The sequence below is a fragment of the Winslowiella sp. 2C04 genome (assembly GCF_050037805.1).
Taxonomy (GTDB): Bacteria; Pseudomonadota; Gammaproteobacteria; order Enterobacterales; family Enterobacteriaceae; genus Erwinia; species Erwinia toletana_A.
Window position 1 is genome coordinate 2,563,696 of the sequence record NZ_CP188300.1, and the last position, 22,503, is coordinate 2,586,198.

The 22,503-nt window shown below is 53.2% G+C and carries 21 protein-coding genes; 9 read left to right on the forward strand and 12 right to left on the reverse strand.

The window, feature by feature from the left end; genetic code table 11:
- Nucleotides 1–176: 176 nt before the first annotated feature.
- Complete coding sequence (ppsA, locus tag ACP3TC_RS11425; RefSeq protein WP_426816478.1) at nt 177–2,552, reverse strand: phosphoenolpyruvate synthase; 2,376 nt, start codon at nt 2,550–2,552, stop codon at nt 177–179.
- A 474-nt stretch (nt 2,553–3,026) separates the two neighbouring features.
- On the opposite strand from ppsA, the gene ppsR reads away from it, so the two are divergent.
- The 8 genes from ppsR to ACP3TC_RS11465 all read left to right on the forward strand — a co-directional run bounded on the left by ppsR (nt 3,027) and on the right by ACP3TC_RS11465 (nt 11,186).
- The gene (gene ppsR, locus ACP3TC_RS11430; RefSeq protein WP_313857315.1) at nt 3,027–3,860 is read left to right on the forward strand and encodes a posphoenolpyruvate synthetase regulatory kinase/phosphorylase PpsR; all 834 of its coding nucleotides are present in this window, start codon (nt 3,027–3,029) and stop codon (nt 3,858–3,860) included.
- Between the two features lie 158 nt (nt 3,861–4,018).
- Nucleotides 4,019–5,065: a 3-deoxy-7-phosphoheptulonate synthase gene (locus ACP3TC_RS11435; protein ID WP_426816479.1), complete on the forward strand. Its 1,047-nt coding sequence runs from the start codon at nt 4,019–4,021 to the stop codon at nt 5,063–5,065.
- A 159-nt stretch (nt 5,066–5,224) separates the two neighbouring features.
- Complete coding sequence (gene hemP / locus ACP3TC_RS11440; protein WP_313857311.1) at nt 5,225–5,392, forward strand: hemin uptake protein HemP; 168 nt, start codon at nt 5,225–5,227, stop codon at nt 5,390–5,392.
- A 108-nt stretch (nt 5,393–5,500) separates the two neighbouring features.
- Complete coding sequence (locus ACP3TC_RS11445) at nt 5,501–7,516, forward strand: TonB-dependent hemoglobin/transferrin/lactoferrin family receptor (protein WP_426816480.1); 2,016 nt, start codon at nt 5,501–5,503, stop codon at nt 7,514–7,516.
- Between the two features lie 53 nt (nt 7,517–7,569).
- Complete coding sequence (locus tag ACP3TC_RS11450) at nt 7,570–8,601, forward strand: hemin-degrading factor (RefSeq protein ID WP_313857308.1); 1,032 nt, start codon at nt 7,570–7,572, stop codon at nt 8,599–8,601.
- Nucleotides 8,598–9,416 carry a heme/hemin ABC transporter substrate-binding protein gene (locus tag ACP3TC_RS11455; RefSeq protein ID WP_313857307.1) on the forward strand — a complete coding sequence of 273 codons (819 nt, stop codon included), beginning with the start codon at nt 8,598–8,600 and terminating at the stop codon, nt 9,414–9,416. The genes ACP3TC_RS11450 and ACP3TC_RS11455 overlap by 4 nt, the downstream gene beginning before the upstream one ends.
- A complete protein-coding gene (locus ACP3TC_RS11460; RefSeq protein ID WP_313857305.1) occupies nt 9,413–10,414 on the forward strand; it encodes a FecCD family ABC transporter permease in 1,002 nt (333 codons plus the stop codon). Before ACP3TC_RS11455 ends, ACP3TC_RS11460 begins: the two co-directional genes overlap by 4 nt.
- Nucleotides 10,407–11,186 (forward strand): heme ABC transporter ATP-binding protein, encoded by a 780-nt coding sequence (locus ACP3TC_RS11465; RefSeq protein WP_313857304.1) that lies wholly within the window; start codon nt 10,407–10,409, stop codon nt 11,184–11,186. The genes ACP3TC_RS11460 and ACP3TC_RS11465 overlap by 8 nt, the downstream gene beginning before the upstream one ends.
- Here the strand turns inward: ACP3TC_RS11465 and ACP3TC_RS11470 are convergent.
- The 9 genes from ACP3TC_RS11470 to mdtJ all read right to left on the reverse strand — a co-directional run bounded on the left by ACP3TC_RS11470 (nt 11,183) and on the right by mdtJ (nt 18,039).
- On the reverse strand, nt 11,183–12,622 hold the full coding sequence (locus ACP3TC_RS11470) for a protein adenylyltransferase SelO (RefSeq protein ID WP_426816481.1): 1,440 nt from the start codon (nt 12,620–12,622) through the stop codon (nt 11,183–11,185). The two genes, ACP3TC_RS11465 and ACP3TC_RS11470, sit on opposite strands and share 4 nt — an antisense overlap.
- A gap of 115 nt (nt 12,623–12,737) precedes the next feature.
- Nucleotides 12,738–13,484, reverse strand: a complete 747-nt coding sequence (locus ACP3TC_RS11475; protein WP_426816482.1) for an EAL domain-containing protein — start codon at nt 13,482–13,484, stop codon at nt 12,738–12,740.
- A 381-nt stretch (nt 13,485–13,865) separates the two neighbouring features.
- A complete protein-coding gene (locus ACP3TC_RS11480) occupies nt 13,866–14,324 on the reverse strand; it encodes an NlpC/P60 family protein (protein ID WP_313857300.1) in 459 nt (152 codons plus the stop codon).
- A 73-nt stretch (nt 14,325–14,397) separates the two neighbouring features.
- Nucleotides 14,398–15,150, reverse strand: a complete 753-nt coding sequence (gene btuD, locus ACP3TC_RS11485; RefSeq protein ID WP_426816483.1) for a vitamin B12 ABC transporter ATP-binding protein BtuD — start codon at nt 15,148–15,150, stop codon at nt 14,398–14,400.
- Entirely contained in the window at nt 15,151–15,696 is a 546-nt protein-coding gene (locus ACP3TC_RS11490) for a glutathione peroxidase (RefSeq protein WP_313857297.1), read from the reverse strand.
- A 39-nt stretch (nt 15,697–15,735) separates the two neighbouring features.
- Nucleotides 15,736–16,719, reverse strand: coding sequence for a vitamin B12 ABC transporter permease BtuC (gene btuC, locus ACP3TC_RS11495; protein WP_390902513.1), 984 nt, complete (start codon nt 16,717–16,719; stop codon nt 15,736–15,738).
- A 92-nt stretch (nt 16,720–16,811) separates the two neighbouring features.
- Nucleotides 16,812–17,198: a DUF2502 domain-containing protein gene (locus ACP3TC_RS11500; RefSeq protein WP_426816484.1), complete on the reverse strand. Its 387-nt coding sequence runs from the start codon at nt 17,196–17,198 to the stop codon at nt 16,812–16,814.
- Nucleotides 17,199–17,369: 171 nt separating this feature from the next.
- A complete protein-coding gene (gene mdtI / locus ACP3TC_RS11505; RefSeq protein WP_313857294.1) occupies nt 17,370–17,690 on the reverse strand; it encodes a multidrug/spermidine efflux SMR transporter subunit MdtI in 321 nt (106 codons plus the stop codon).
- Nucleotides 17,680–18,039: a multidrug/spermidine efflux SMR transporter subunit MdtJ gene (gene mdtJ / locus ACP3TC_RS11510; RefSeq protein ID WP_313857293.1), complete on the reverse strand. Its 360-nt coding sequence runs from the start codon at nt 18,037–18,039 to the stop codon at nt 17,680–17,682. The genes mdtI and mdtJ overlap by 11 nt, the downstream gene beginning before the upstream one ends.
- 1,286 nt (nt 18,040–19,325) lie before the next feature.
- On the opposite strand from mdtJ, the gene ACP3TC_RS11515 reads away from it, so the two are divergent.
- Nucleotides 19,326–19,694 (forward strand): hypothetical protein, encoded by a 369-nt coding sequence (locus ACP3TC_RS11515; RefSeq protein ID WP_313857291.1) that lies wholly within the window; start codon nt 19,326–19,328, stop codon nt 19,692–19,694.
- Nucleotides 19,695–19,804: 110 nt separating this feature from the next.
- Here ACP3TC_RS11515 and ihfA read toward each other — a convergent pair whose 3' ends face one another.
- Nucleotides 19,805–20,104, reverse strand: a complete 300-nt coding sequence (gene ihfA / locus ACP3TC_RS11520; protein ID WP_017802142.1) for an integration host factor subunit alpha — start codon at nt 20,102–20,104, stop codon at nt 19,805–19,807.
- Between the two features lie 4 nt (nt 20,105–20,108).
- A complete protein-coding gene (gene pheT / locus ACP3TC_RS11525; protein ID WP_426816485.1) occupies nt 20,109–22,496 on the reverse strand; it encodes a phenylalanine--tRNA ligase subunit beta in 2,388 nt (795 codons plus the stop codon).
- Nucleotides 22,497–22,503 lie beyond the last annotated feature (7 nt).

Consider the following 22,503-nt stretch of genomic DNA (forward strand, 5'->3'; position numbering starts at 1 on the left):
TTAATAAGCATCCTTTTATTTAAATAACTAACAAGCTCCGGGCTGAGCGTAAAGACAATCAACAACACAGCACGGCGACGTGTTGAAGTTTATTTTTTTGTGCTTAAGCGGATGGACAGGCAAAAAAAAACAGCAGCGACAGGTTGCTGCTGTTTAATCGCGTTTACAGGAAGGGATTATTTAATTTGCGCCAGGCTCAGCCAGGTCTGTACCACGGTATCCGGGTTAAGTGACAAACTGTCGATGCCCTCTTCCATCAGCCACGCGGCAAAATCTTCGTGATCGGATGGCCCCTGGCCGCAGATGCCGACATATTTACCCTGCTTCTTCGCCGCGCGAATCGCCATTGACAGCAGCGCTTTCACCGCCTCATTGCGCTCGTCAAACAGCTCGGATACCACGCCGGAGTCTCGATCCAGACCTAACGCCAACTGAGTCATATCGTTAGAGCCAATCGAGAAGCCATCGAAATACTCAAGGAACTGCTCGGCAAGTAAGGCATTTGATGGGATCTCACACATCATGATCAGCTTCAGACCGTCCTCGCCGCGCTTTAGCCCCTGACGTGCCAGCTCCTCGACCACCGCCTTCGCCTGCGCCACGGTACGTACAAACGGCACCATGATCTCAACGTTGGTCAGCCCCATCTCATTACGCACCCGCTTGACCGCTTTGCACTCGAGGGCAAAACAGTCGCGGAAGCTGTCTGAAACGTAGCGCCCGGCACCACGGAAACCGAGCATCGGGTTTTCCTCTTCCGGCTCATAGCGCTCGCCGCCCACCAGGTTGGCGTACTCATTGGATTTAAAGTCAGAGAGACGCACGATCACCCGCTTGGGTGCAAAGGCCGCGCCCAACGTGGCGATGCCTTCGGTCAGGCGGGCAATATAGAATTCAACCGGATCGTCGAAACCTTTCATCATCTCGCGAATCTGCTGTTGCAGTTGCGGGGTCTGTTGATCGAATTCCAGCAGCGCCCTGGGATGCACGCCAATCATACGGTTAATAATAAACTCCAGCCGCGCCAGGCCAACACCTTCATTCGGCAGACAGGCGAAATCAAAGGCACGATCCGGGTTGCCGACGTTCATCATAATTTTCAGCGGCAGGTCCGGCATTTTATCCACCTGCGAACTGGTCACGTCGAAATCAAGCAGATCGTCATAGACGTAGCCGGTATCACCTTCGGCACAGGAAACCGTAACATTATGCCCTTCACTCAGGCGCTCAGTGGCATCACCGCAGCCCACTACCGCCGGAATCCCCAGCTCACGGGCGATAATCGCCGCATGGCAGGTACGCCCGCCCCGGTTGGTGACAATCGCCGAGGCCTTTTTCATGATCGGTTCCCAGTCCGGGTCAGTCATGTCAGTAACCAGCACGTCGCCTTTTTCAATGCGGTTCATTTCACTGATATCGTGAATCACTTTTACCGCACCGGCACCGATGCGATGGCCGATAGCACGGCCTTCAACCACCACCTTGCCTTTGCCCTGTAAGCTGTAGCGCTCCATCACCTGGCCGTTGGAACGCACGGTTTCAGGGCGCGCCTGCACGATAAACAGCTTGCCGGTATGGCCATCCTTCGCCCATTCAATATCCATCGGCCGCTGGTAGTGTTGCTCGATTTGTACCGCCTGCTGCGCCAGCGCCTGCACTTCGTCATCGGACAGGCAGAAACGGTCACGCTGCTGCTGCGGCACATCTTCGATACGAACTTGCTCACCATGCTGTTTCGAGTCAGCATAAACCATGCGAATTTTTTTCGAACCCATATTGCGCCGCACAATTGACGGCCGACCGGCTGCCAGCGTCGGTTTGTGCACGTAAAATTCATCAGGGTTAACCGCGCCCTGCACCACCATTTCTCCCAGTCCCAGAGCAGCGGTGATAAACACCACCTGATCAAAACCGGATTCGGTATCAATGGTAAACATCACGCCTGAGGAAGCGAGGTCAGAACGCACCATGCGCTGCACCCCGGTGGAGAGCGCCACGCCACGATGGTCGTAGCCCTGATGCACACGATAAGAGATGGCCCGATCGTTAAATAATGAAGCGTAAACGTGTTTCACCGCCACCATCACCGCCTCAATGCCCTGCACATTCAGGAAAGTCTCCTGCTGGCCGGCAAACGACGCGTCGGGCATATCTTCTGCGGTAGCCGAGGAGCGCACGGCAAATGAGGCATCGGCGTCATCGGCAGAGAGTTGTTGATAGGCAGCAAGAATGGCCTGCTCCAGTTCCGGCTGGAAGGGGGTATCAACGATCCACTGACGGATCTGTTTCCCGGCTTTTGCCAGTTCATCAACATCATCAATATTGGTGTTATCCAGCAACTGATAAATCCGCTGGTTGACGCCACTTTGGTCCAGAAATTGATTGAAAGCATCGGAGGTGGTAGCAAAGCCGTTTGGCACTGACACACCCAGTGAAGACAAATTGGTAATCATTTCACCCAGAGAAGCATTTTTGCCTCCCACCCGATCAACATCATTCATGCCGAGCTGGTTGTACCAAAGCACTAGCGGCACTTCGCCTATATTGGACATTGAAGCAATCCTTTTCAGTTTAATGAGGGGGCGCAAGTCACATTCTGCGGTGCAGATATCACGTCATCAGCCTGGCACAGAGAGAATGCAAAGAGGAAGTGGTGAATCGTTCAAGCAAATTAAAAAAGTGTTTTTAAGAAAACTCCGCGCTAAACTCATTTCGTTGCGCAACGAGCAAAAATCAATAAAAAAACATTATAATCAGATGGTTAGTTAAACACCCTTTAATCAGAGCTCTATTTCTTTTGCGCAACAAAATCCGAGCTAAATAACCGTTTCACACCAGAGAAAGCGTTATAATCAACAATTAAAAAAAAGAAACGCCATTTCATTTATTATGATTTAATTCAATATCGAAAGGTTAAAAATAAATCATTCACTTTATTTAAATGTGAATGATTCATTCTGTCAGGTGGCGTTAATCCTCTTCACCGATACAATCAGATGCAGCAGAGATCATTAGCAGGAGATAAAATGGACGCAGCAGGTGAACGAAGTGTTTTCTACATCTCGGATGGTACGGCGATTACTGCTGAAGTGCTGGGTCACGCGGTGATGTCGCAATTTCCGGTAGCCATGAACAGCGTCACGCTACCTTTTGTTGAGAATGTCCAGCGGGCGCAGGCGGTAAAGGGTCAGATTAACGCCATCTATCAAAAAAGCGGTATTCGACCGCTGGTGTTTTTCTCGATTGTCACGCCGGACGTACGTGAAATCATTATGCAAAGCGACGGCTTTTGCCAGGATATTGTTCAGTCGCTGGTTGCTCCGCTACAGGAAGAGCTGGGTATGGCTCCGGCTCCGGTGGCACACCGCACCCACGGCCTGACTGCCAGCAACCTCGGCAAGTATGATGCGCGTATCGCCGCCATTGATTACGCACTGGCGCATGATGATGGCATTTCGCTGCGCGGGCTGGAAGACGCGCAGGTCATTCTGTTAGGCGTATCGCGCTGCGGTAAGACCCCCACCAGCCTGTATCTGGCCATGCAGTTTGGCGTGCGTGCCGCCAACTATCCGTTTATTGCCGATGATATGGATAATCTGAAATTGCCACCGGCGCTAAAAGCGCATCAGCAGAAGCTGTTCGGGCTGACTATCGATCCGGAACGCCTGTCGGCGATTCGTCAGGAACGGGCGGAAAACACCCGCTACGCCTCAATGCGGCAATGCCGGATGGAGGTAGGCGAAGTCGAAGCGCTGTTCCGCACCCACCAGATTCGTTACCTCAACAGTACCAACTACTCGGTGGAGGAAATTGCCACCAAAATCCTCGATATCATGGGGCTGAACCGCCATATGTATTAGCTCAGCTCGCCAACAGAGCCGCTTTGTCGCGGCTTTTTGTGGCAGATGCCGCGTTTTAACTCTTCAGCCAGTTGAATTCATCGCTATTTGGGCTATTGTGATCGCCATCACTTCCCGGCACTTTTGCCGTTGAGAAGAAAAAAATTTCAGAGATGCAGATGAATAAAACAGATGAACTGCGAACCGCGCGCATCGAGAGCCTGATTACGCCTGAGCAACTGGCGTTAAAGCATCCGATAACCGCCGCCATTGCAGAAAACGTGACAGCGTCACGTAAACGCATTGCCCGTATCCTGACCGGGGAAGATAAACGCCTGTTGGTCGTGATTGGCCCCTGCTCACTGCACGATCCCAAAGCTGCCGTTGAGTATGCTACCCGACTTAACGCTTTACGGGTTAAACACCAGCATCGGCTGGAAATCGTAATGCGCACCTATTTCGAAAAGCCGCGTACCGTGGTCGGCTGGAAAGGACTGATCTCCGATCCCGATCTCGATGGCAGCTTTCGCGTCAATCATGGCCTTGAAATCGCCCGTAAGCAGCTGCTGGATATCAATGCGCTGGGAATGCCAACCGCCACCGAATTTCTTGATATGGTGATCGGCCAGTTTATTTCCGACCTGATCAGCTGGGGTGCCATCGGCGCGCGTACCACTGAAAGCCAGATTCACCGCGAGATGGCGTCGGCTCTCTCCTGCCCGGTCGGCTTTAAAAATGGGACCGATGGCAACACGCAAATCGCCGTCGATGCCATCCGTGCGGCGCGTGCCAGCCATATGTTTCTGTCATCCGATAAATACGGGCAGATGACTATTTATCAGACCAGCGGCAATCCGTACGGTCATATCATTATGCGCGGCGGTAAACAGCCTAACTATCATGCGGAAGATATTGCCGCCGCCGCTGCCAGCCTGCGCGAGTTTCACCTGCCGCAACAGCTGGTCGTCGACTTCAGCCATGCCAACTGTCTGAAACAACATCGCCGCCAGCGCGACGTGGCAGAATCGGTGGCGCAACAGATCCGCGACGGATCGCAGGCGATTGCTGGCGTGATGATTGAAAGCTTCCTGCAGGAAGGTACGCAAAAAGTGATTGCCGGACAACCGCTGGTTTATGGCCAGTCAATTACCGATCCCTGCCTCGGCTGGGAAGACAGTGAAGCCGTGCTGGCCCTGCTGGCGCAAGCCATCGACTGCCGCTTCTGATCCCCCGACGCTGGCGGGAAAACCGCCAGCGTTATTAGCATAAAGTTGCAAATTCGCCAACATTCCCTCGCTTTGACAATTTTATCCTTGCCTGGATGAAACATTTGTTGATAATGATTATCATTGTGAAAACAATTTACATTATTAACAGGTAGCTTTATGGATAAATCCCCTTCCACCTGCGCCATACCGGAAACCGGGCACAGCCTGCGGCAGGTCGACAGCAAATTGCTGTTAGGCAGTGAAGGTCGCGTTGTCATCCTGCATCAGGGTCAGCAATACATTTTGCGTCAGACCCAGGCCGGTAAACTTATCCTGACGAAGTAACCTAAAAATCTCATAACCGCCAGCCACCCAGGCATTAAGCCAAGGCAGCCAGCTCCTGACACTTCCCGAGGCTATCCCCGGGAAACCATAATATGGAGAGTTGCATTGATGCCTCACTTACCTTCAGCCGGTCCGCGCCTGTCGCGTTTAACGCTGGCTATTTCCTGTGCTTTACCGCTTTTCGCACAGGCAGCTGACACCGCCAGCGATCGCAACCAAACTAACGCAAAAAACGATCAAATGACGGTGGTCGCTACCGGTAACTCGCGCAGCAGCTTTGAAGCACCGATGATGGTGACGGTGATTGATGGCAATTCGCCTGAGTCACAAACCGCCTCTTCTGCCGCCGATATGCTGCGCAACGTTCCGGGGATAACCATCAGCGGTACGGGTCGTACTAATGGCCAGGACCTGAGTATGCGTGGCTACGATCGCCGCGGCGTTTTAACGCTGGTAGACGGCATTCGTCAGGGAACCGATACTGGCCACCTGAACAGTGTGTTTCTTGATCCGGCGTTAATTAAACGCATCGAAGTGGTGCGTGGCCCTTCAGCGCTACTGTATGGCAGCGGCGCGCTGGGCGGCGTTATCTCGTATGAAACGGTGGATGCCGCCGATTTGCTGGAACCGGGTAAAAACAGTGGTTATCGCGTATTCAGCAACGCGGCAACCGGCGATCACAGCTTCGGTTTAGGCGCCAGCGCCTTTGGCCGTACTGACGATCTTGATGGCGTGCTGTCGTGGAGCAGCCGCGACCGCGGTGATATTCGACAAAGCAGCGGTGCTGATGCGCCAAACGATGAAAGTATCAGTAATCTGCTGGCAAAAGGCAGCTGGAAACTGGATCCGGCACAAACCTTAAGCGGCAGCCTGCGTTACTACAACAACAACGCTCAGGAACCGGTTAACCCACAGGTGGTTCAGCCTGGCACCGGTAACCTGATGACCGATCGTTCCACCATTCAGCGCGATGTACAGCTGGGTTATCACCTCGATCCAAGCGATATGGAGTGGCTGAATACCAACCTGACCACCTACTGGTCTGAAACCCGAATTAATGCCGGAACCCGTGATACCGGCAGTCAGTATCGCGAACAGACCACCAAAGGACTGAAGCTGGACAACCGCAGCCGCCTGTTTGCCGACAGTTTTGCTTCTCACCTGTTCACTTATGGCGGCGAATACTACCGCCAGGAGCAGCATCCGGGCGGAACCACCACCAGCTTCCCACAGGCGAAAATCGACTTCTCTTCCGGCTGGTTGCAGGATGAAATTACCCTGCGCGATATTCCGGCTTCACTGGTGCTCGGTACTCGCTACGATAACTATAGCGGCAGCAGCGATGGCTATGCCGATGTCGATGCCGATAAATGGTCCTCACGCGCCGCGCTCTCTGTGACGCCAACCGACTGGCTGATGCTCTTCGGCTCCTATGCGCAGGCGTTCCGCGCGCCAACCATGGGCGAGATGTATAACGACGACGTACACTTCTCGTTCCCGGGCTACGTTAACCGCTGGGTGCCAAATCCGAACCTGCGCCCTGAGACCAACTCAACGCGTGAAGCCGGTTTTGGTTTACGCTTTGACGACCTGCTGATGGCTAACGACGGAATCGAATTTAAGGCCAGTTATTTCGATACCGAAGCGAAGGATTACATTTCGACCACCGTCGATTTTGCCGCCGCCACGACCCAGTCTTACAACGTGCCGCAGGCGAAAATCTGGGGCTGGGATATGTCTCTGAAGTACAACACCGACGTGTTCAGCTGGGATCTGGCCTATAACCGTACTCGTGGTAAAGACAGCGATACCGGCGAGTGGATCTCCAGCCTGAACCCAGACACCGTTACCAGCATCCTCGATGTGCCGATTGCCCAGACTGCCTTCTCGGTCGGCTGGGTCGGCACCTTTGTTGAGCGTTCAACGCATATAAGTTCAACCTATGCCAACCAACCTGGCTACGCGGTCAATGATTTCTACCTGCGCTATAAAGGTCAGGATCGCCTGAAAGGCTTGACCACTACTCTGGTGTTGGCTAATGCCTTTGAAAAAGAGTACTACTCTACGCAGGGCATTCCGCAGGATGGGATCAACGGCAAAGTATTCGTCAGTTACCAGTGGTAATAATTGCGCCCTGCCAGAAACCGCAGGGCGAATTTGAAACAAGGAAGCAGTCAATGAACATGATTTATCAGCAATACCAGGCTTTGAAAGCCGCTAATCCAAAAAAATATGCCCGCGATCTGGCGGCGGATATGGCGATCAGCGAAGCAGAGCTGACCCATTCCCGCGTCGGACATGATGCACAGCAGCTGCGCAATGAGATGCGTGAAATGCTTCAGGCACTGGAAGCGGTCGGTGAAACCAAATCCATTACCCGCAATGAATACGCGGTGCACGAGCAGGTGGGTCACTACAGTAACCTGCATCTCAGCGACCATGCCGGACTGGTGCTGAATCCACGCGCGCTGGACCAACGTTTGTTCGTTAATCAGTGGCACAGTGCCTTTGCACTGAAGGAGCAAAATGCGCGCGGCGAACGTCAGAGCCTGCAATTCTTTGATGCACAGGGCGATGCGGTACTGAAAGTCTATACCACCGATAAAACCGATCTTGCCGCATGGCAGGCGCTGGTTGAACGCTTTGTACAACCGCAAGCCAGCGATCTGATCGTGACGCCGCTGGTTACCGAGGCGACCAGTGAGGTCACCGATGCCGCGTTGATTGAGCAAGAGTGGCGCGCAATGACCGACGTGCATCAGTTTTTTCGCCTGCTGAAGCGTCACAATATCAGCCGCCAGCAAGCCTTCCACGCAGTAGCCAGCGATCTGGCCTGTCAGGTCAGCAATCAGTCGCTGCGCCAGATTCTTGAAGTGGCAAAAACTGACGCTAACGAAATTATGATCTTCGTTGGCAACCGCGGCTGCGTGCAGATCTTTACCGGCAACGTTGAAAAGCTGATGCCGATGGATAACTGGATCAATATCTTCAACCGTGAATTTACCCTGCATCTGATTGAGGATGCCATTGCCGAAAGCTGGGTAACCCGCAAACCGACCGCTGACGGTTTTGTCACCAGTCTCGAGCTGTTTGCTGCCGACGGCACGCAAATTGCCCAACTGTATGGTCAGCGTAGCGAGGGGCAACCTGAGCAGACGCAGTGGCGTGAACAGCTGGCGGCGTTAACCCGCGAAGGAGTTGCCGCATGAAACGCTGGCTAATCGCCCTGCTCGCTCTGCCGCTTTCGGCACTGGCGACTGAGCGCGTGGTATCGATTGGCGGCGACGTCACGCAGATTGTCTATGCACTCGACGCCCAGCAAAATCTGGTGGGTCGCGACAGTACCAGCCTGCATCCGGCGCTGGCGACCAAACTGCCGGATGTCGGCTATATGCGCCAGCTTAATGCCGAAGGCATTCTGGCATTAAAACCGACGCTGGTACTGGTCAGTGAGCTGGCTAAACCCTCGATGGCGCTGGAGCAGGTGCAGCAAGCCGGTGTAAAAGTGGTGACCGTCAGCGGTAAAGCCGATATCAAGGCTATCGACGATAAAATCAGCACGATTGCTCAGGCACTGCAGCGCGAAGAGGCGGGCAAAAGTTTGCAGCAACGCCTTGATAAACAGCTGGCTACGCTGAATCGCCAGCCGCTGCCGGTGAAAGTGCTGTTTATCATGGCGCACAACGGCGTCACCACCATGAGTGCCGGACGTGGCACGGCGGCCGACGCAGCGATCCAGACCGCTGGGTTGCAGAATGCGATGGGCAATGTGCAGCGTTACCAGCCACTTTCACAGGAAGGGGTGATTGCCAGCGCGCCGCAGCTGGTGGTGGTGGGTGAAGATGGCCTGCGCACGCTGGGTGGCAAAGACAACCTGTGGAAGCTGCCGGGGCTGGCAATGACGCCTGCCGGACAGCAGCACCAGCTGCTGGTGGTGGATGATATGGCGCTGCTCGGCTTTGGCATCGACACACCTTCGGCCATCCTTAAGTTGCGTAAAGCGGCGGAAGCAATAGCAAAATGATTGCGCGTTTACCGCTACGCTGGCTGTTCGCCATGCTGATTACGCTGTTAGTACTGGCGGTGCTGGCGGCCAATATTGGCGCAATGCGCCTGTCGTTACCGATGCTGTGGGCCGCGCCAGCCGACAGCATGCTGTGGCAAATCTGGCTGAATATTCGTCTGCCACGCGTGCTGCTGGCGATGCTGGTCGGCGCGGCGCTGGCGCTGTCAGGTGCCGTGATGCAGGGGCTGTTTCGCAATCCGCTGGCCGATCCCGGCCTGCTGGGTATCAGTAGCGGAGCGGCACTGGCGGTAGCACTTGCGTTAGTACTGCCGCTGGCGCTGCCCGCCATCCTCGCCCTTTATCTGCCGATGCTGGCAGCATTTATCGGCAGCATGGCGATTACGCTGATTATCTTTGCGCTGACCCGCTCGGGTCAGGCGGGATTATCCCGTCTGTTACTGGTAGGGATTGCCATCAACGCCCTTTGTGGCGCGGCGGTTGGCGTATTGTCATGGGTCAGTAACGATCAGCAGCTGCGTCAGTTATCGCTGTGGGGAATGGGCAGTCTCGGACAAGCTCAGTGGTCAACCTTACTGGCCTCTGCCTCACTGATTATTCCCGCCGCACTACTGATTCAGTGGCTGGCCGCACGGCTGAATCTGCTACAGCTTGGTGAAGAGGAAGCCCATTATCTCGGCGTGGATGTGCAGCGTACCCAGCGTCATTTATTAATTCTCAGCGCACTGCTGGTCGCCGCTGCGGTGGCAGTTAGCGGTATCATCGGCTTTATTGGTCTGGTCGTGCCGCATCTGATGCGCATCTGTCTCGGTGCCGATCACCGCTGGATGTTGCCGGGTTCAGTGCTGGCTGGCGCAATTTTATTGCTGGTTGCCGATACGCTGGCACGCACGTTGGTGGCACCGGCGGAAATGCCGGTCGGACTGTTAACCAGCCTACTGGGCGGCCCGTGGTTTCTGTGGCTGATTTTACGTCGTCAGGGAAGCAGCCATGCATAACCAGTTACAGGCCAGTTCCCTCAGTTATCGCGTTGCCGGACGCACGCTGATTGACGACGTCTCATTGCAGCTGCGCGCCGGTGAGATGGTATCGCTGATTGGCCCAAACGGTGCCGGTAAATCAACGCTCTTGCGCCTGCTTACCGGTTATCTGATGGCTTCTGACGGCAGTTGCCAGCTACAGCAGATACCGCTCGATCGCTGGCCGCGTCAATCTCTGGCACAGCAACGTGCAGTCATGCGTCAGCAGAGCGCGGTAGCATTTCCGTTGGCGGTTGAAGATGTGGTTGCGATGGGTCGCGCGCCCTGGCCGCAGCAGCCGGCAGCACCGGTAGTCAGAGAAGTGATGGCATTAACCGGCTGTGATGTGCTGGCAAAGCGCGATTATCGGCAGCTTTCCGGCGGCGAACAGCAGCGGGTGCAGTTAGCCAGAGCGCTGGCACAACTCTGGCACGACGACGGTCCGCAAGGCTGGTTATTTCTCGATGAGCCGACTTCGGCGCTCGATCTTTACCATCAGCAACACGCCTTGCGCCTGCTGCATCAGCTGACGCGTAATGGCAAGCTAACGGTATGCTGCGTGCTGCACGACCTGAACCTGGCTGCACTGTGGTCAGATCGCATGATGCTGTTGCATTGCGGCAAGCTGGTTGCCAGCGGCACGCCAGCTGAGGTGATGACCGAATCGATTCTGACGCGCTGGTACCAGGCCGACCTGATGGTATTGCCTCACGCCAGTGAAGCCGTGCCCCAGATCGCCCTGCGCCGTTAACTTGAACAGCTCACTTCCAGCTTCTTACCCCAGTCTGGCGGACGTTTCGCCAAATCCGCAAATTCAGGCGCATCGTCAAACGGACGGGCGAGCGCCTGATGCAACCGCGTCAGTACGCTGATATCATCCTGCTCCGCACGCTCAATTGCCTGCTGCGCCAGATAGTTACGCAGAATAATCGCCGGATTAACCGATTTCATTAGCTGCTGACGTTCAGCATCACTCTTCTCGTCGCGCAGCAGTCGCTGACGATAGTCGTGATACCAGTGGTCAAAGGCATCGCGGTCGATAAACTCATCACGCAGTGGCGAGCGCGTTTCATCCTGCTGTGTGGCACTGAGCAGACGGAAGGTACGGGTATAATCACTGCCCTCTTTGGTCATCAGCGACAACAGCCCGGTAAGAATGTCGTTATCGCTTTTATCCTGTGTCAACAGTCCCAGTTTGGCACGCATCTTCTCGCCCCAGGCACGCATCAGTTCTGGCTCATACTCAGCCAGCGCCAGTTTTAACTGTTCCGGGGTCATCAGCCCGGAAAGCGCATGCGCCAGGCGATTGAGGTTCCACAGCCCCACCACGGGCTGATTATCAAATGCATATCGCCCCTGATGGTCAGAGTGATTACAGATAAAGTCCGGCTGATAGTCGTCGAGAAAGCCATAAGGGCCGTAATCCAGCGTGATACCAATAATCGACATATTATCGGTATTCATCACGCCGTGAGCAAAGCCGATGCTCTGCCAGTGAGCAATCAGTCGCGCCGTGCGTTTCACCACATCGGTAAACCACTGCTGATAGCGATCAGATTCATCGACCAGTGTCGGCCAGTGATGCGCGATAGCATAGTCTGCCAGCTGCTGAACTTTTTGCTGCTGGCCGTGATAGAAAAAGTGCTCAAAATGACCAAATCGCAGATGGCTTTCGGCCACACGCAACAGCATCGCACCACGCTCGGCGCTTTCACGGTAAACCGGCTCTTCACTGGTGACCACGGTTAAGGCCCGAGAAGTTGGCACCCCGAGATGATGCATCGCTTCTGAAGCGAGAAACTCCCGCAGCGTTGAACGCAGTACGGCACGTCCGTCGCCCATCCGTGAGTAAGGCGTCAGCCCTGCTCCCTTCAGATGCCAGTCAACTTTACGTCCGTCCGGCAATTGCTGTTCTGCCAGCAGAATACCCCGCCCGTCACCGAGTTGCCCGGCCCAGACGCCAAACTGATGGCCACTGTAAACCTGCGCCAGCGGCTGCATGCCAGGCAACAGCGTCTCGCCGCTCCAGATAGCGGCTTTATCCTGGCTGAACCAGCTTTCATCAAGGCCCAACTCCTGTGCCAGTGACCTGCTGTGATAAAGCAGACGCGGATTTTTCAACGGGGTGGGATTCAGTGCGGTATAAAAGCCCGGCAGCTCGTTAAACCAGCTGTTATTGAACTGCATGGTGCCTCCTTAAGACATCGCTGGGGCCTTTTCTGATAAGAATCAGTCAGTAAAACGGCCACAATGCTGTCAGTGTAAACCCTGTGCGTGCTAATTTACAGGGCATACATTCCGTTTACGGTGACTCTGCGGGCGGCATCAGTAACGCTGGAGTCTTCAGCAAAGCCGCTAAAGAGAGTTCATCCGCCGCCGGAAATAACGCACTCTGAATTCCGGCAAAAGGATACTGACGAATGGTTGCCAGCGCCTGATTATCATCAATTCCCTGTACAATCACCTGCTGGCAGTGTGGCGTTATATTATCCAGTATGGCATTAATAAACGGTGCAAATGAGCGCCGTTTGATATTGTGCTGGATAAATCCCTTATCTAATTTGATACGATTAAACAGGTCATCGTATACCGCTTTCGCCGTCGCTTTTCCTGCGCCAAAATTATCCAGACTGAGAGAAAAATGATCATTTAGCGCAGCCAGTAAAGGATTATCTTTACCAGCGGATAAATCAGTAAAACTTTCATTTATTTCCAGTTCCAGGCAATCCAGCAGGCCTAACTTGTGTAAAAGAAACTCACTTTCTAAAATCGCCTGCGCGATAATTTCATCAATATTAATCGCGACATATAGATCGTGATAGCTGAAAAATTCCCGATATTTCTCCACCAGCGTTATTTGACTTTGCAGTAGCGATATACGCTGTTCGAATGTCAGTTGCGGAATCAGCATCTCTGCCGGAATCGCAACATTGGCGTTTTCGTCCGAGAACCATGAGATCAGCTCTACAGCAGTCAGCCTACCCGTAAGGGTATATACCGGATAAAATGCTGCGTTACTACGGTAGTCGGCAGCTAAATGGATTTTCATTTTGATAAGCCATTATTAAGTGGCAGTTTGTGCATCCTATAACAACAATTTATGACAATCAATAGTGCTAATGCGCTATCAGACACTTAGTCATTTTTCGGCAGAAAAAAAACCGAAAGATGCTTAAATAAAATTAATCTTTAAATTGTCGTAAATCGAGCAGTTGCTGAGATTTCAGATGCGTGTAAGGCAGGTTTTCTGACAGCGTCAGTGATGAAAAAAGAAAAAATATGGCTTAAGTAAATATAAAACCGCCATCTAATACAAATTAATCTCATTCACTTCGCCGAAAACCAGCATTCATCATGCTCTATTTTTTCCGGCGAAGAAATACGCATTTATCCTAAATTCTTCTCAGTTTATTAATTACTACAACACTTATTAAATGCGTCGCGCCTGCCAGAATACTTTACGCCAATAAACATTATCGAGTGAAGATCGAATCACTCCCTTGCTGGTTGAGGCGTGAATAAACTGATTATCAGTATCATAAATGCCGACGTGCAGGCCGTTTTCTCCACGGCCGGTTTTGAAAAATACCAGATCGCCTGGCAGCAACTGATCTTTATCAATGCGGGTGCCGATATCCGTTTGATCGCTGGTTGAACGCGGTAATTGCAGGTCAAAACGATCGCGGAAGGTAAGATAAACAAAACCGGAGCAATCGACGCCGCCGCGACTCATCCCACCATAGCGGTATGGCGTTCCGCGCCACTGACCCAGTTGTTCATTAAGTTGGGCGATAACCATTATCGGATCTGACAAACGACCGTCAGGAGGAGGAGCATGGCGACTGCATCCAGCAAGAATAACCACAACCAGCAACAACCAGATCCGCATAACCGACATTCCCTGCAATCAGACAAAAACTTAATGTAGCGGTAAATCATTGATTCTGGCAAGGGACTGCCCGCTATTCCGTTAACGTGGTGAGAATTTGATGGCCTTCAACCGTCAGTTTGCGAAAGGGCACTTGATACACCTGTTCAAGACGTTCAGGTTGCATCACCGTGGCTGTTTCACCCTGCGCCACTAACTGACCATCGGCCATCAGCCACACCTGTTGCGCATGGCGCAGGCTGTGGTTAAGGTCATGGCCGCTCATAATAATGCTTATCCCGGCCAGGCACAGCGGTAATAGCAGGCGGTCGACTGCCGCCTGCTGAGCCACATCCAATCCGGCCATCGGCTCATCCAGCAGCAGCAATTTACCCTGGGAGTTTGCCGCCGGCGCGATCTGCAACAGCACAGCGGCCAGCCTTACTCGCTGCCACTCGCCACCGGACAACTGATTCAGCGGCCGCGCCAGCTTATCGCCAAGTTGCAATCCCTCAAGAACTTGCTGTAACACCGCTTCATAAGGTTGGTCGGCGTGCAGCAGATGCTGTTTCAGATAGTGAAAAACCGCCATCTGGCCGACGGGTAACTGCTGCTGATGCAACCAGCCGCGATGACGGGCAAGCTGACTGCCACTCCAGTCTTCAAGTGGCTTTCCCAGAAACTGAACCTTGCCGCTGCCGGGCAACAAACCCGACAAGCGCGCCAGCAGCGAACTTTTTCCGGCACCATTCGGCCCCAGCAGATGAATCAGTTGCCCACTGCTGACCTGCGCACTGAACGGGGCCAGTCGCCCGCCGACCGCAGCCAGTTCAATTTCCAGCAGCATTTACTTTGCCAGCGCCTGCTTGATGCTGTCGACGATCACCGCATCATCCGGGGTCATATCCGGCGAGAAGCGCTGAACCACCTTACCATCCCGACCGATAAGGAATTTCTCGAAGTTCCATAAAATATCCCCCGCTGCTTTCGGCGCGCGGCCTTTACTGGTCATTCGTTCAAGGAAGCCGCTGCCTTCTGGTGCTACCGCCTGCGGTTGTGCAGCCACCAGCTGAGCGTACAGCGGATGCCGGTTTTCACCATTAACCTCAATTTTGCTGAACATCGGGAAAGTAACGCCGTAGGTCGTGCTGCAGAAGGTTTTAATCTCTTCATTACTGCCCGGCTCCTGCTCAAGGAACGCATTGCACGGGAAACCCAGCACGCTGAACCCCTGATCCTGCCACTGTTTTTGTAGCTGCTCCAGCTGTTCATACTGGGGCGTTAAGCCACATTTAGAGGCCACATTAACCACTAACAGCACGTCGCCCTGCCACTGTTTCAGCGTGGTTTTCTCACCATCCAGCGTTTCCAGTTCTGTATCAAAAATGCTCATGCGGATTTCCTGTATCAGTAGTGTATTTGCCAGCCTGCGCTAGCGGCGATGGTTTACTAATAACCAGATAAATATGGGTGCCCCGAGCGTGGCCGTCACCACGCCAATCGGCAATTCAGCCGATCTCAGCACCAGCCGGGCGATGATATCAGCCGCCAGCAGCACCGTCGCGCCGGCGAAAGCACATCCCGGTAGCAGTATGCGGTGATCGGTCAGCCCTTTGAGCCGCAATATGTGCGGGATCACCAACCCAACAAAACCAATGGCGCCTGCCAGCGCCACGCTGACCCCTACCAGCCAGCCAATCGCCATCACCAGTAAGTTGCGCCACAGCGCCATCGGTAGCCCGAGCTGACGCGCGGAAATCTCGCCCAGCATCAGCAAATTCAGCGCGCGCCACTGGCAGGTCAGCCACAGCAGAATCGGCAGTAACGCCAGCATTAGCCAGCCGTAACGCCAGTCTATACCGCTAAAGCCGCCCATCATCCAGTACATTAACTGGCGCAGATCGAGGCTGGTGCTGAAGTAGACCGCCCAGGTCATTATCGCACTGCAAATAATTCCCAGCGCAACGCCGGCCAGCAGCAAACGGCTGGTAGAGAGATGATGCCGGGCAAATCGCAGCAGCAGCACCGTCACCAGTAAGGCACCGGCGATGGCGGCCAGACTCAGGCTCCACGGCTGGCCGCTTCCCAGCAGTACGCTTAATACCAAACCGACACCGGCTCCGTTCGATACGCCTAACAGCCCGGGTTCCGCCAGCGGGTTTTCAAACAGCGCCTGCATCACCGCGCCAGCCACCGCCAGTGACGCACCGACCAGTAATACCGCCAGCGTACGCGGTAAACGCAGCTGCCAGACAAACAGCTGCCCCTGCGGGCTGAACCAGTCGCCAGGGGCAATCCAGCTCTCCCCTGCGCACAGACTGATGGCTGCGGTGATCAACGTCAGCAGCAGCAGCACCATCAGCCAGCGCCGTCCGCGTCGTGCTGCCCGATGCGACAGTTCGGAAATCAGCGTCATCAGTGACTCTTTATCTGTGAAAACAAGGCTTTGATTGTAGTGGCTGATGCAGAAAAAGAAAGAGCCAGCATTGCTGGCCCTTAAGGGAGAAATTAATGACGCTGTTGCGCCGGAGGACGTTGATGAAGATTATCGTTACCCGCGCCAGGCTTATCATGATGATTATGCTGTGGTCGTTCCGGCTGGTGATGATTCTGTTGCTGCGGCCGTGAATGAGAGTGATGCTGCGGCGCATGTGGCTGCCAGCCATTGCCGTTCCAGTAATCACCGCGCGGGCCGCGCGCTCCAACATGACGGCCCTGCCAGTCATGCCACCACGCTGGCGCACGCCAGTCATAACCGTCCCAGTAATAACCACGCTGATCGCGATCGCCAAGCTGAATAGAAATTCCGGGTGAATGAATGTCAATCGACACGCCAGCATTTGCCAGCAGCGGCATCCCAGACAGGACGCAAAGTAATATAGCCATTTTTTTCATCAGGCTGACCTCTCTTTATTAGATGAGCCTGTTATAGCAATCACTTATAGCGCTAACTATCAGCTGACGGATGATTTTCACGTTACTTTCCCGCCGCTTACGCAATCCTGACACTGTGGAGCGACCGTGAAGCACAATACGTTCAGCCGCTGCGTGATTAACACTCTGGCATCACGCCAGTTTCAGCATCACCATCCCGGCCAGCAGCACAATCAGACCGATCCAGCCCTTTTTGTTCAGCCGCTGATTAAACAGAATCCAGCCAGCGGCGACGGTCGCGGCGATACCCAGCCCGCCCCAGAGCGCATAAGCCACCGCCAGATCGATACCTTTCACCGCCTGAGCCAGCGCGCTGAATGCGCCCAATACCGCCAGTAATGACAGCACGCCATATCCCCAGCGGCGGAAACCTTCCGATTTCTTCAGCATAATATTGGCAATAATCTCCAGCACTACCGCCAGCAACAGGTACAGCAGATGTTCAGCCTGCATGTTTCACCTCATTGCGTTTACGCTTAGGCATTTCAGTACCGGATTTAATCAGGGTGATGCCGGCCAGCAGCAGGATTAACGCTATCACTTTAACCAGCGACAGTGATTCACTGAACATCAGCACGCTAAACAGGGTAATCAGCAAAATGCCTGCCCCTTCCCACAGTGCGTAGGCCACGCCCAGTGCAATACGTTTAACCGCCACAGACAGCAGAATATAGGACGCCGCGATCAGCAAATACATCGCGATATGGCCGCTGATGCCGCCGTGCAGACTGGAGTATTTCATTGCCAGCGTACCAAGAATTTCACAAACGATGGCGACAGATAAAAAGATCCAATAGATCATAGTTTCCTCACAAAACAAAACACGTGATTAACCGCCGTTGCCGCAGCAACGCAGTGCTAAAAGTCGTTTTTAAACGTTTTGTGAAGTCGCTATAGCTCGCTGCACCATGCCAGAACGCTGGCCATGACCGCAGTGATAAAGAATTGAGATGTAGAAAGGGTAACGAGCATTCCTTTGGAGAAAGTCATTGGGTTTATGTTTTCGGCGGCAATCGCACCAGCCTCACATCCTCACGTTGCTAAGATAGTGCATATAATACCCGCCCCAGAATAATTAGCCAACTAAATCCTGATAAAGCAGTGTTTTTGATTATTTTGGTGGTTTTGAGCCAGAGAGGATGGATTTTTTAAAGAATGAAAAATGCCGTTTGCCAAATTTCAAGATCCTAATTGTGCAGCCGGATATGGTTTAGCGCCACATACGCCTAAGATCCGCTAACGCCTACATGGTTCTGTTCGTTTGATAAGGCGTGATAAAGCGGACGCAGAAAAAGCCGAACTTTCTCGATCTTTTTTGCGTTTAATGAGTGTGTTACAGCCCGGTTTGTGGGGGCTGTATTTTTCTATGTCACTGTCATGCGGCAGCATTTAGAACTATTCAGCCTGCTGGTTCTGCACGACGCATTCTACAGATGCCGGGGATTTTTTCTGTAGTCTGGACGGTTATGATGGGCAACAAATGTTCTCGACCGCTGATTGACTTAATGTCCGCAAGACGCCTAAAACGTTGGTTCATGACCTGCCTGCCGGCCAGGCACCTCATGTAATGCGCCACACGTTTGCGGATCGCTTTATGATCAACAGTGTCAACAACATATCGTTGCAAAAAATTCTTGGGCGCTCCACAATTTTACAGACGATAGTTTGTGCGTTTCGCGCCGGACTATCTGAACGATTTAGTAAAACTTAATCCATTGGAGCATATGTGATGAATAACAACATGGATGAATCGAAGCTTCTCAGTCTTATATCACCCGAAGTTTTTTCTGCCTTTCTGAGTGCCAAAAATGGCTCTCAGTGTTGTCTGTCCTGCGGCAGTCCCCATCTATTTGTACCCAGAGTGAATAATGTCGTGCACGGTGCCAGCCTGGATGGATCGTCATCCAACACCTCAAATGAATACGTAACTTATTATAAAATTCAAGAGTCTGAACCCGCTACTACTAACAACTGTGAGTATCGTGTTATATGTACCAATTGCGGCTTCACCAGCTATTACTGGGCCTTCATAGTATCTCTTTGGTTGGAAACAGATTGGTTCCCATCTGAAAATAAGGGGGACGCCAAATGAATACTGTAAAAGATAACCTTGTACGGCTTTTTGATAATAAAATAGACTCTGGTGTTAAAGATAATCCAACACCTAATGAACATGGCGGCGGTAGCGGAGGAGGCGGTATGATGGACAGATTAGAGAAGCGAGTCGAGAGGCTTGAAACTGACGTTACTCAGATTAAACTGGATTTGACTAAACTGACTATTCGTTCCGAAGAGTTTGCCACAAAATCTGGCCTTGCCGAGCTGGTTGCCCGTTCTAATGAATTCGCCACTAAGGGTGATTTGCATAAGGAGATTAGCGGCCAGACAAAATGGATCGCTGCCACCATCATAGGCGTGGCTGCTCTTTGTATGACTGCTGCGAAATTTCTTTTCTGAAACCCTTTTAACTCACTGCTGCAGTGCGGCAACTACTCTAAAATAATCCACATTTCATTTTTTTCAGGCATGAAAAAGGCCGCTTGCGCGGCCTTTTGTTGGTGAGTCAATCAGTCTTCTTTTGGCGAAGCGTTCTCAACCCGACTTTTTAATTTCTGACCCGGGCGGAACGTCACCACGCGCCGTGCCGTGATCGGAATATCTTCGCCAGTCTTAGGGTTACGTCCCGGACGTTGATTCTTGTCGCGAAGGTCAAAGTTGCCAAAACCGGACAGCTTAACCTGCTCACCATTTTCCAAAGCACGTCTGACTTCTTCGAAAAACAGCTCGACCAGCTCTTTGGCATCCCGCTTGCTAAGCCCAAGCTTCTCAAACAGGTATTCTGACATTTCAGCTTTTGTAAGCGCCATAGGTTCAATCCCTCAAGGATGCTTGGAATCGCTCTTTCAGTGCCTCTACACATCGTGCAACAGTAGCGGCAATCTCCTCTTCTTCGAGTGTCCGGCTGGTATCTTGTAAAATCAGGCTGATAGCGAGGCTCTTCTCACCCTCATTTACGCCCTTACCACGGTACACGTCAAACAAGTTTACGCCAACTACCTGATTTACGCCAACTTTCTTACACTCAGTGATAATATCTGCTGCAGGCACGTTTTCAGCCACTACGACAGCGATATCACGGCGGTTTGCCGGGAAGCGAGAAATCTCGCGCGCTTCAGGCAGCACGCGGTCTGCGACCTTATCCCAAAGCAGTTCAAACACTAAGGTTCGACCGTTAAGATCCAGTTTGCGTTCCAGCTCCGGATGCACCACACCGATAAATCCGATTTTTTCGCCGCGCAGATAAATCGCCGCACTCTGCCCCGGATGAAGCGCCGGATTGGCTTCTGCACGGAACTCGATGGACTCCAGTTTACCGGTCAGATCCAGAACAGACTCTAAATCACCTTTTAAATCATAGAAGTCTACTGTTTGTCGCGCCAGATCCCAATGCTCTTCATAGCGATTGCCGCTCAGCACGCCGGACAGCATAAGATCCTGACGAATACCGAGGTTTGCCTGCGTATCAGGAACAAAGCGCAGACCGCTCTCAAACAGACGTACACGCCCCTGCTGACGGTTCTGGTTATACACCACCGCTGACAGTAATCCGCTCCACAGCGACAAACGCATCGCCGACATATCTGCAGAGATCGGGCTTGGCAGCAGCAGGTTTTCTTCCCCCGGATGCAGCAGCGCCTGAATTTTAGGGTCAACAAAGCTGTAAGTGATCGCTTCCTGGTAGCCTTTATCGACCAGCATCGCTTTAGCGCGCTTCAGAGAAAGATTGGCCTCACGATGTTTAGTCATCACCAGGCTGGCATGCACCGGCACGTCCGGAATATTGTTATAACCGTAGACGCGCGCCACTTCTTCAACCAGATCCTCTTCGATCTGCATATCGAAACGCCAGCTTGGTGCAATCGCCTGCCACTCGCCGCTGCCAGTGGTCACTTTACAGCCCAGACGTTGCAGAATGTCGGTCACCTGGTGGTCAGCAATCACATGACCAATCAGGCGATCCAGTTTTTCACGACGCAGAGTGATAGAGGCCGCCTTCGGCAGCGCAGCCTGGTTAGTCACATCAATAACCGGGCCGGCTTCACCGCCGCAGATATCCAGCAACAGACGCGTCGCACGCTCAATTGCTTTATGTTGCAATGCGGAATCCACGCCGCGTTCGTAACGATGAGATGCATCGGTGTGCAGACCGTGACGACGCGCACGACCGGTAATCGACAGCGGGCTGAAGAAAGCACATTCGAACAGGACATTCTGTGTCTTTTCGTTGACGCCAGAGTGCGCGCCACCAAAAATACCGCCCATTGCCAGCGCCTGCTTCTCATCAGCAATCACCAGCGTGTCGCTGTTCAGTTTGACTTCATTGCCATCCAGCAGCGTCAGGGTTTCACCCTCTTCGGCCATACGCACCACAATCGCCGAATCAATACGATCGAGATCGAACGCGTGCATCGGCTGGCCCAGCTCAAGCAGCACATAGTTGGTGATATCTACCACCGGGTCGATAGAACGAATCCCGCAACGACGCAGTTTCTCACGCATCCACAGTGGCGTGGCGGCTTTCACATTAATGCCTTTTACCACACGACCGAGGTAGCGCGGACAGGCTTCGCCGGCCTCAACGCGAATCGGGAATGTCTCGTTCAGCGTCGCGGCAACCGGTTCGATGGCAGGCTCACTCAGCGGCAGCTGGTTCAGTACCGCCACATCACGGGCGACACCGATAATGCTCAGACAGTCAGCTCGGTTCGGCGTCACGCTGATTTCAATGGTATTGTCATTCAGCTGCAGATATTCGCGGATATCGCTGCCCACTGGCGCATCAGCCGGCAATTCAATAATGCCTGCATGATCGTCACTGATTCCCAGCTCGGAGAATGAGCACAACATGCCTTCAGAAGGCTCGCCGCGCAGTTTCGCCGCTTTAATTTTGAAATCACCCGGCAGCACGGCACCTACGGTCGCCACTGCGACTTTCAGCCCCTGACGGCAGTTTGGCGCGCCACAGACGATATCCAGCAGGCGTTCGCCGCCGACATTAACTTTTGTCACGCGCAGTTTATCGGCATTGGGATGCTGACCGCATTCCACCACTTCACCAACCACTACGCCATGAAAGGCACCGGCAACGGCGTCAACACCGTCAACTTCCAGCCCGGCCATGGTAATTTGATCGGACAACGCTTCACTGCTAATGGCTGGGTTTACCCATTCGCGTAACCAGAGTTCACTGAATTTCATTGGTATA

What these genes read in the sequence shown, in the direction of transcription:
- ppsA (WP_426816478.1), bottom strand. Translation starts at nt 2,552, where the DNA reads ATGTCCAATATAGGCGAAGTGCCGCTAGTGCTTTGGTACAACCAGCTC.
- ppsR (WP_313857315.1), top strand. Translation starts at nt 3,027, where the DNA reads ATGGACGCAGCAGGTGAACGAAGTGTTTTCTACATCTCGGATGGTACG.
- ACP3TC_RS11435 (WP_426816479.1), top strand. Translation starts at nt 4,019, where the DNA reads ATGAATAAAACAGATGAACTGCGAACCGCGCGCATCGAGAGCCTGATT.
- hemP (WP_313857311.1), top strand. Translation starts at nt 5,225, where the DNA reads ATGGATAAATCCCCTTCCACCTGCGCCATACCGGAAACCGGGCACAGC.
- ACP3TC_RS11445 (WP_426816480.1), top strand. Translation starts at nt 5,501, where the DNA reads ATGCCTCACTTACCTTCAGCCGGTCCGCGCCTGTCGCGTTTAACGCTG.
- ACP3TC_RS11450 (WP_313857308.1), top strand. Translation starts at nt 7,570, where the DNA reads ATGAACATGATTTATCAGCAATACCAGGCTTTGAAAGCCGCTAATCCA.
- ACP3TC_RS11455 (WP_313857307.1), top strand. Translation starts at nt 8,598, where the DNA reads ATGAAACGCTGGCTAATCGCCCTGCTCGCTCTGCCGCTTTCGGCACTG.
- ACP3TC_RS11460 (WP_313857305.1), top strand. Translation starts at nt 9,413, where the DNA reads ATGATTGCGCGTTTACCGCTACGCTGGCTGTTCGCCATGCTGATTACG.
- ACP3TC_RS11465 (WP_313857304.1), top strand. Translation starts at nt 10,407, where the DNA reads ATGCATAACCAGTTACAGGCCAGTTCCCTCAGTTATCGCGTTGCCGGA.
- ACP3TC_RS11470 (WP_426816481.1), bottom strand. Translation starts at nt 12,622, where the DNA reads ATGCAGTTCAATAACAGCTGGTTTAACGAGCTGCCGGGCTTTTATACC.
- ACP3TC_RS11475 (WP_426816482.1), bottom strand. Translation starts at nt 13,484, where the DNA reads ATGAAAATCCATTTAGCTGCCGACTACCGTAGTAACGCAGCATTTTAT.
- ACP3TC_RS11480 (WP_313857300.1), bottom strand. Translation starts at nt 14,324, where the DNA reads ATGCGGATCTGGTTGTTGCTGGTTGTGGTTATTCTTGCTGGATGCAGT.
- btuD (WP_426816483.1), bottom strand. Translation starts at nt 15,150, where the DNA reads ATGCTGCTGGAAATTGAACTGGCTGCGGTCGGCGGGCGACTGGCCCCG.
- ACP3TC_RS11490 (WP_313857297.1), bottom strand. Translation starts at nt 15,696, where the DNA reads ATGAGCATTTTTGATACAGAACTGGAAACGCTGGATGGTGAGAAAACC.
- btuC (WP_390902513.1), bottom strand. Translation starts at nt 16,719, where the DNA reads ATGACGCTGATTTCCGAACTGTCGCATCGGGCAGCACGACGCGGACGG.
- ACP3TC_RS11500 (WP_426816484.1), bottom strand. Translation starts at nt 17,198, where the DNA reads ATGAAAAAAATGGCTATATTACTTTGCGTCCTGTCTGGGATGCCGCTG.
- mdtI (WP_313857294.1), bottom strand. Translation starts at nt 17,690, where the DNA reads ATGCAGGCTGAACATCTGCTGTACCTGTTGCTGGCGGTAGTGCTGGAG.
- mdtJ (WP_313857293.1), bottom strand. Translation starts at nt 18,039, where the DNA reads ATGATCTATTGGATCTTTTTATCTGTCGCCATCGTTTGTGAAATTCTT.
- ACP3TC_RS11515 (WP_313857291.1), top strand. Translation starts at nt 19,326, where the DNA reads ATGAATACTGTAAAAGATAACCTTGTACGGCTTTTTGATAATAAAATA.
- ihfA (WP_017802142.1), bottom strand. Translation starts at nt 20,104, where the DNA reads ATGGCGCTTACAAAAGCTGAAATGTCAGAATACCTGTTTGAGAAGCTT.
- pheT (WP_426816485.1), bottom strand. Translation starts at nt 22,496, where the DNA reads ATGAAATTCAGTGAACTCTGGTTACGCGAATGGGTAAACCCAGCCATT.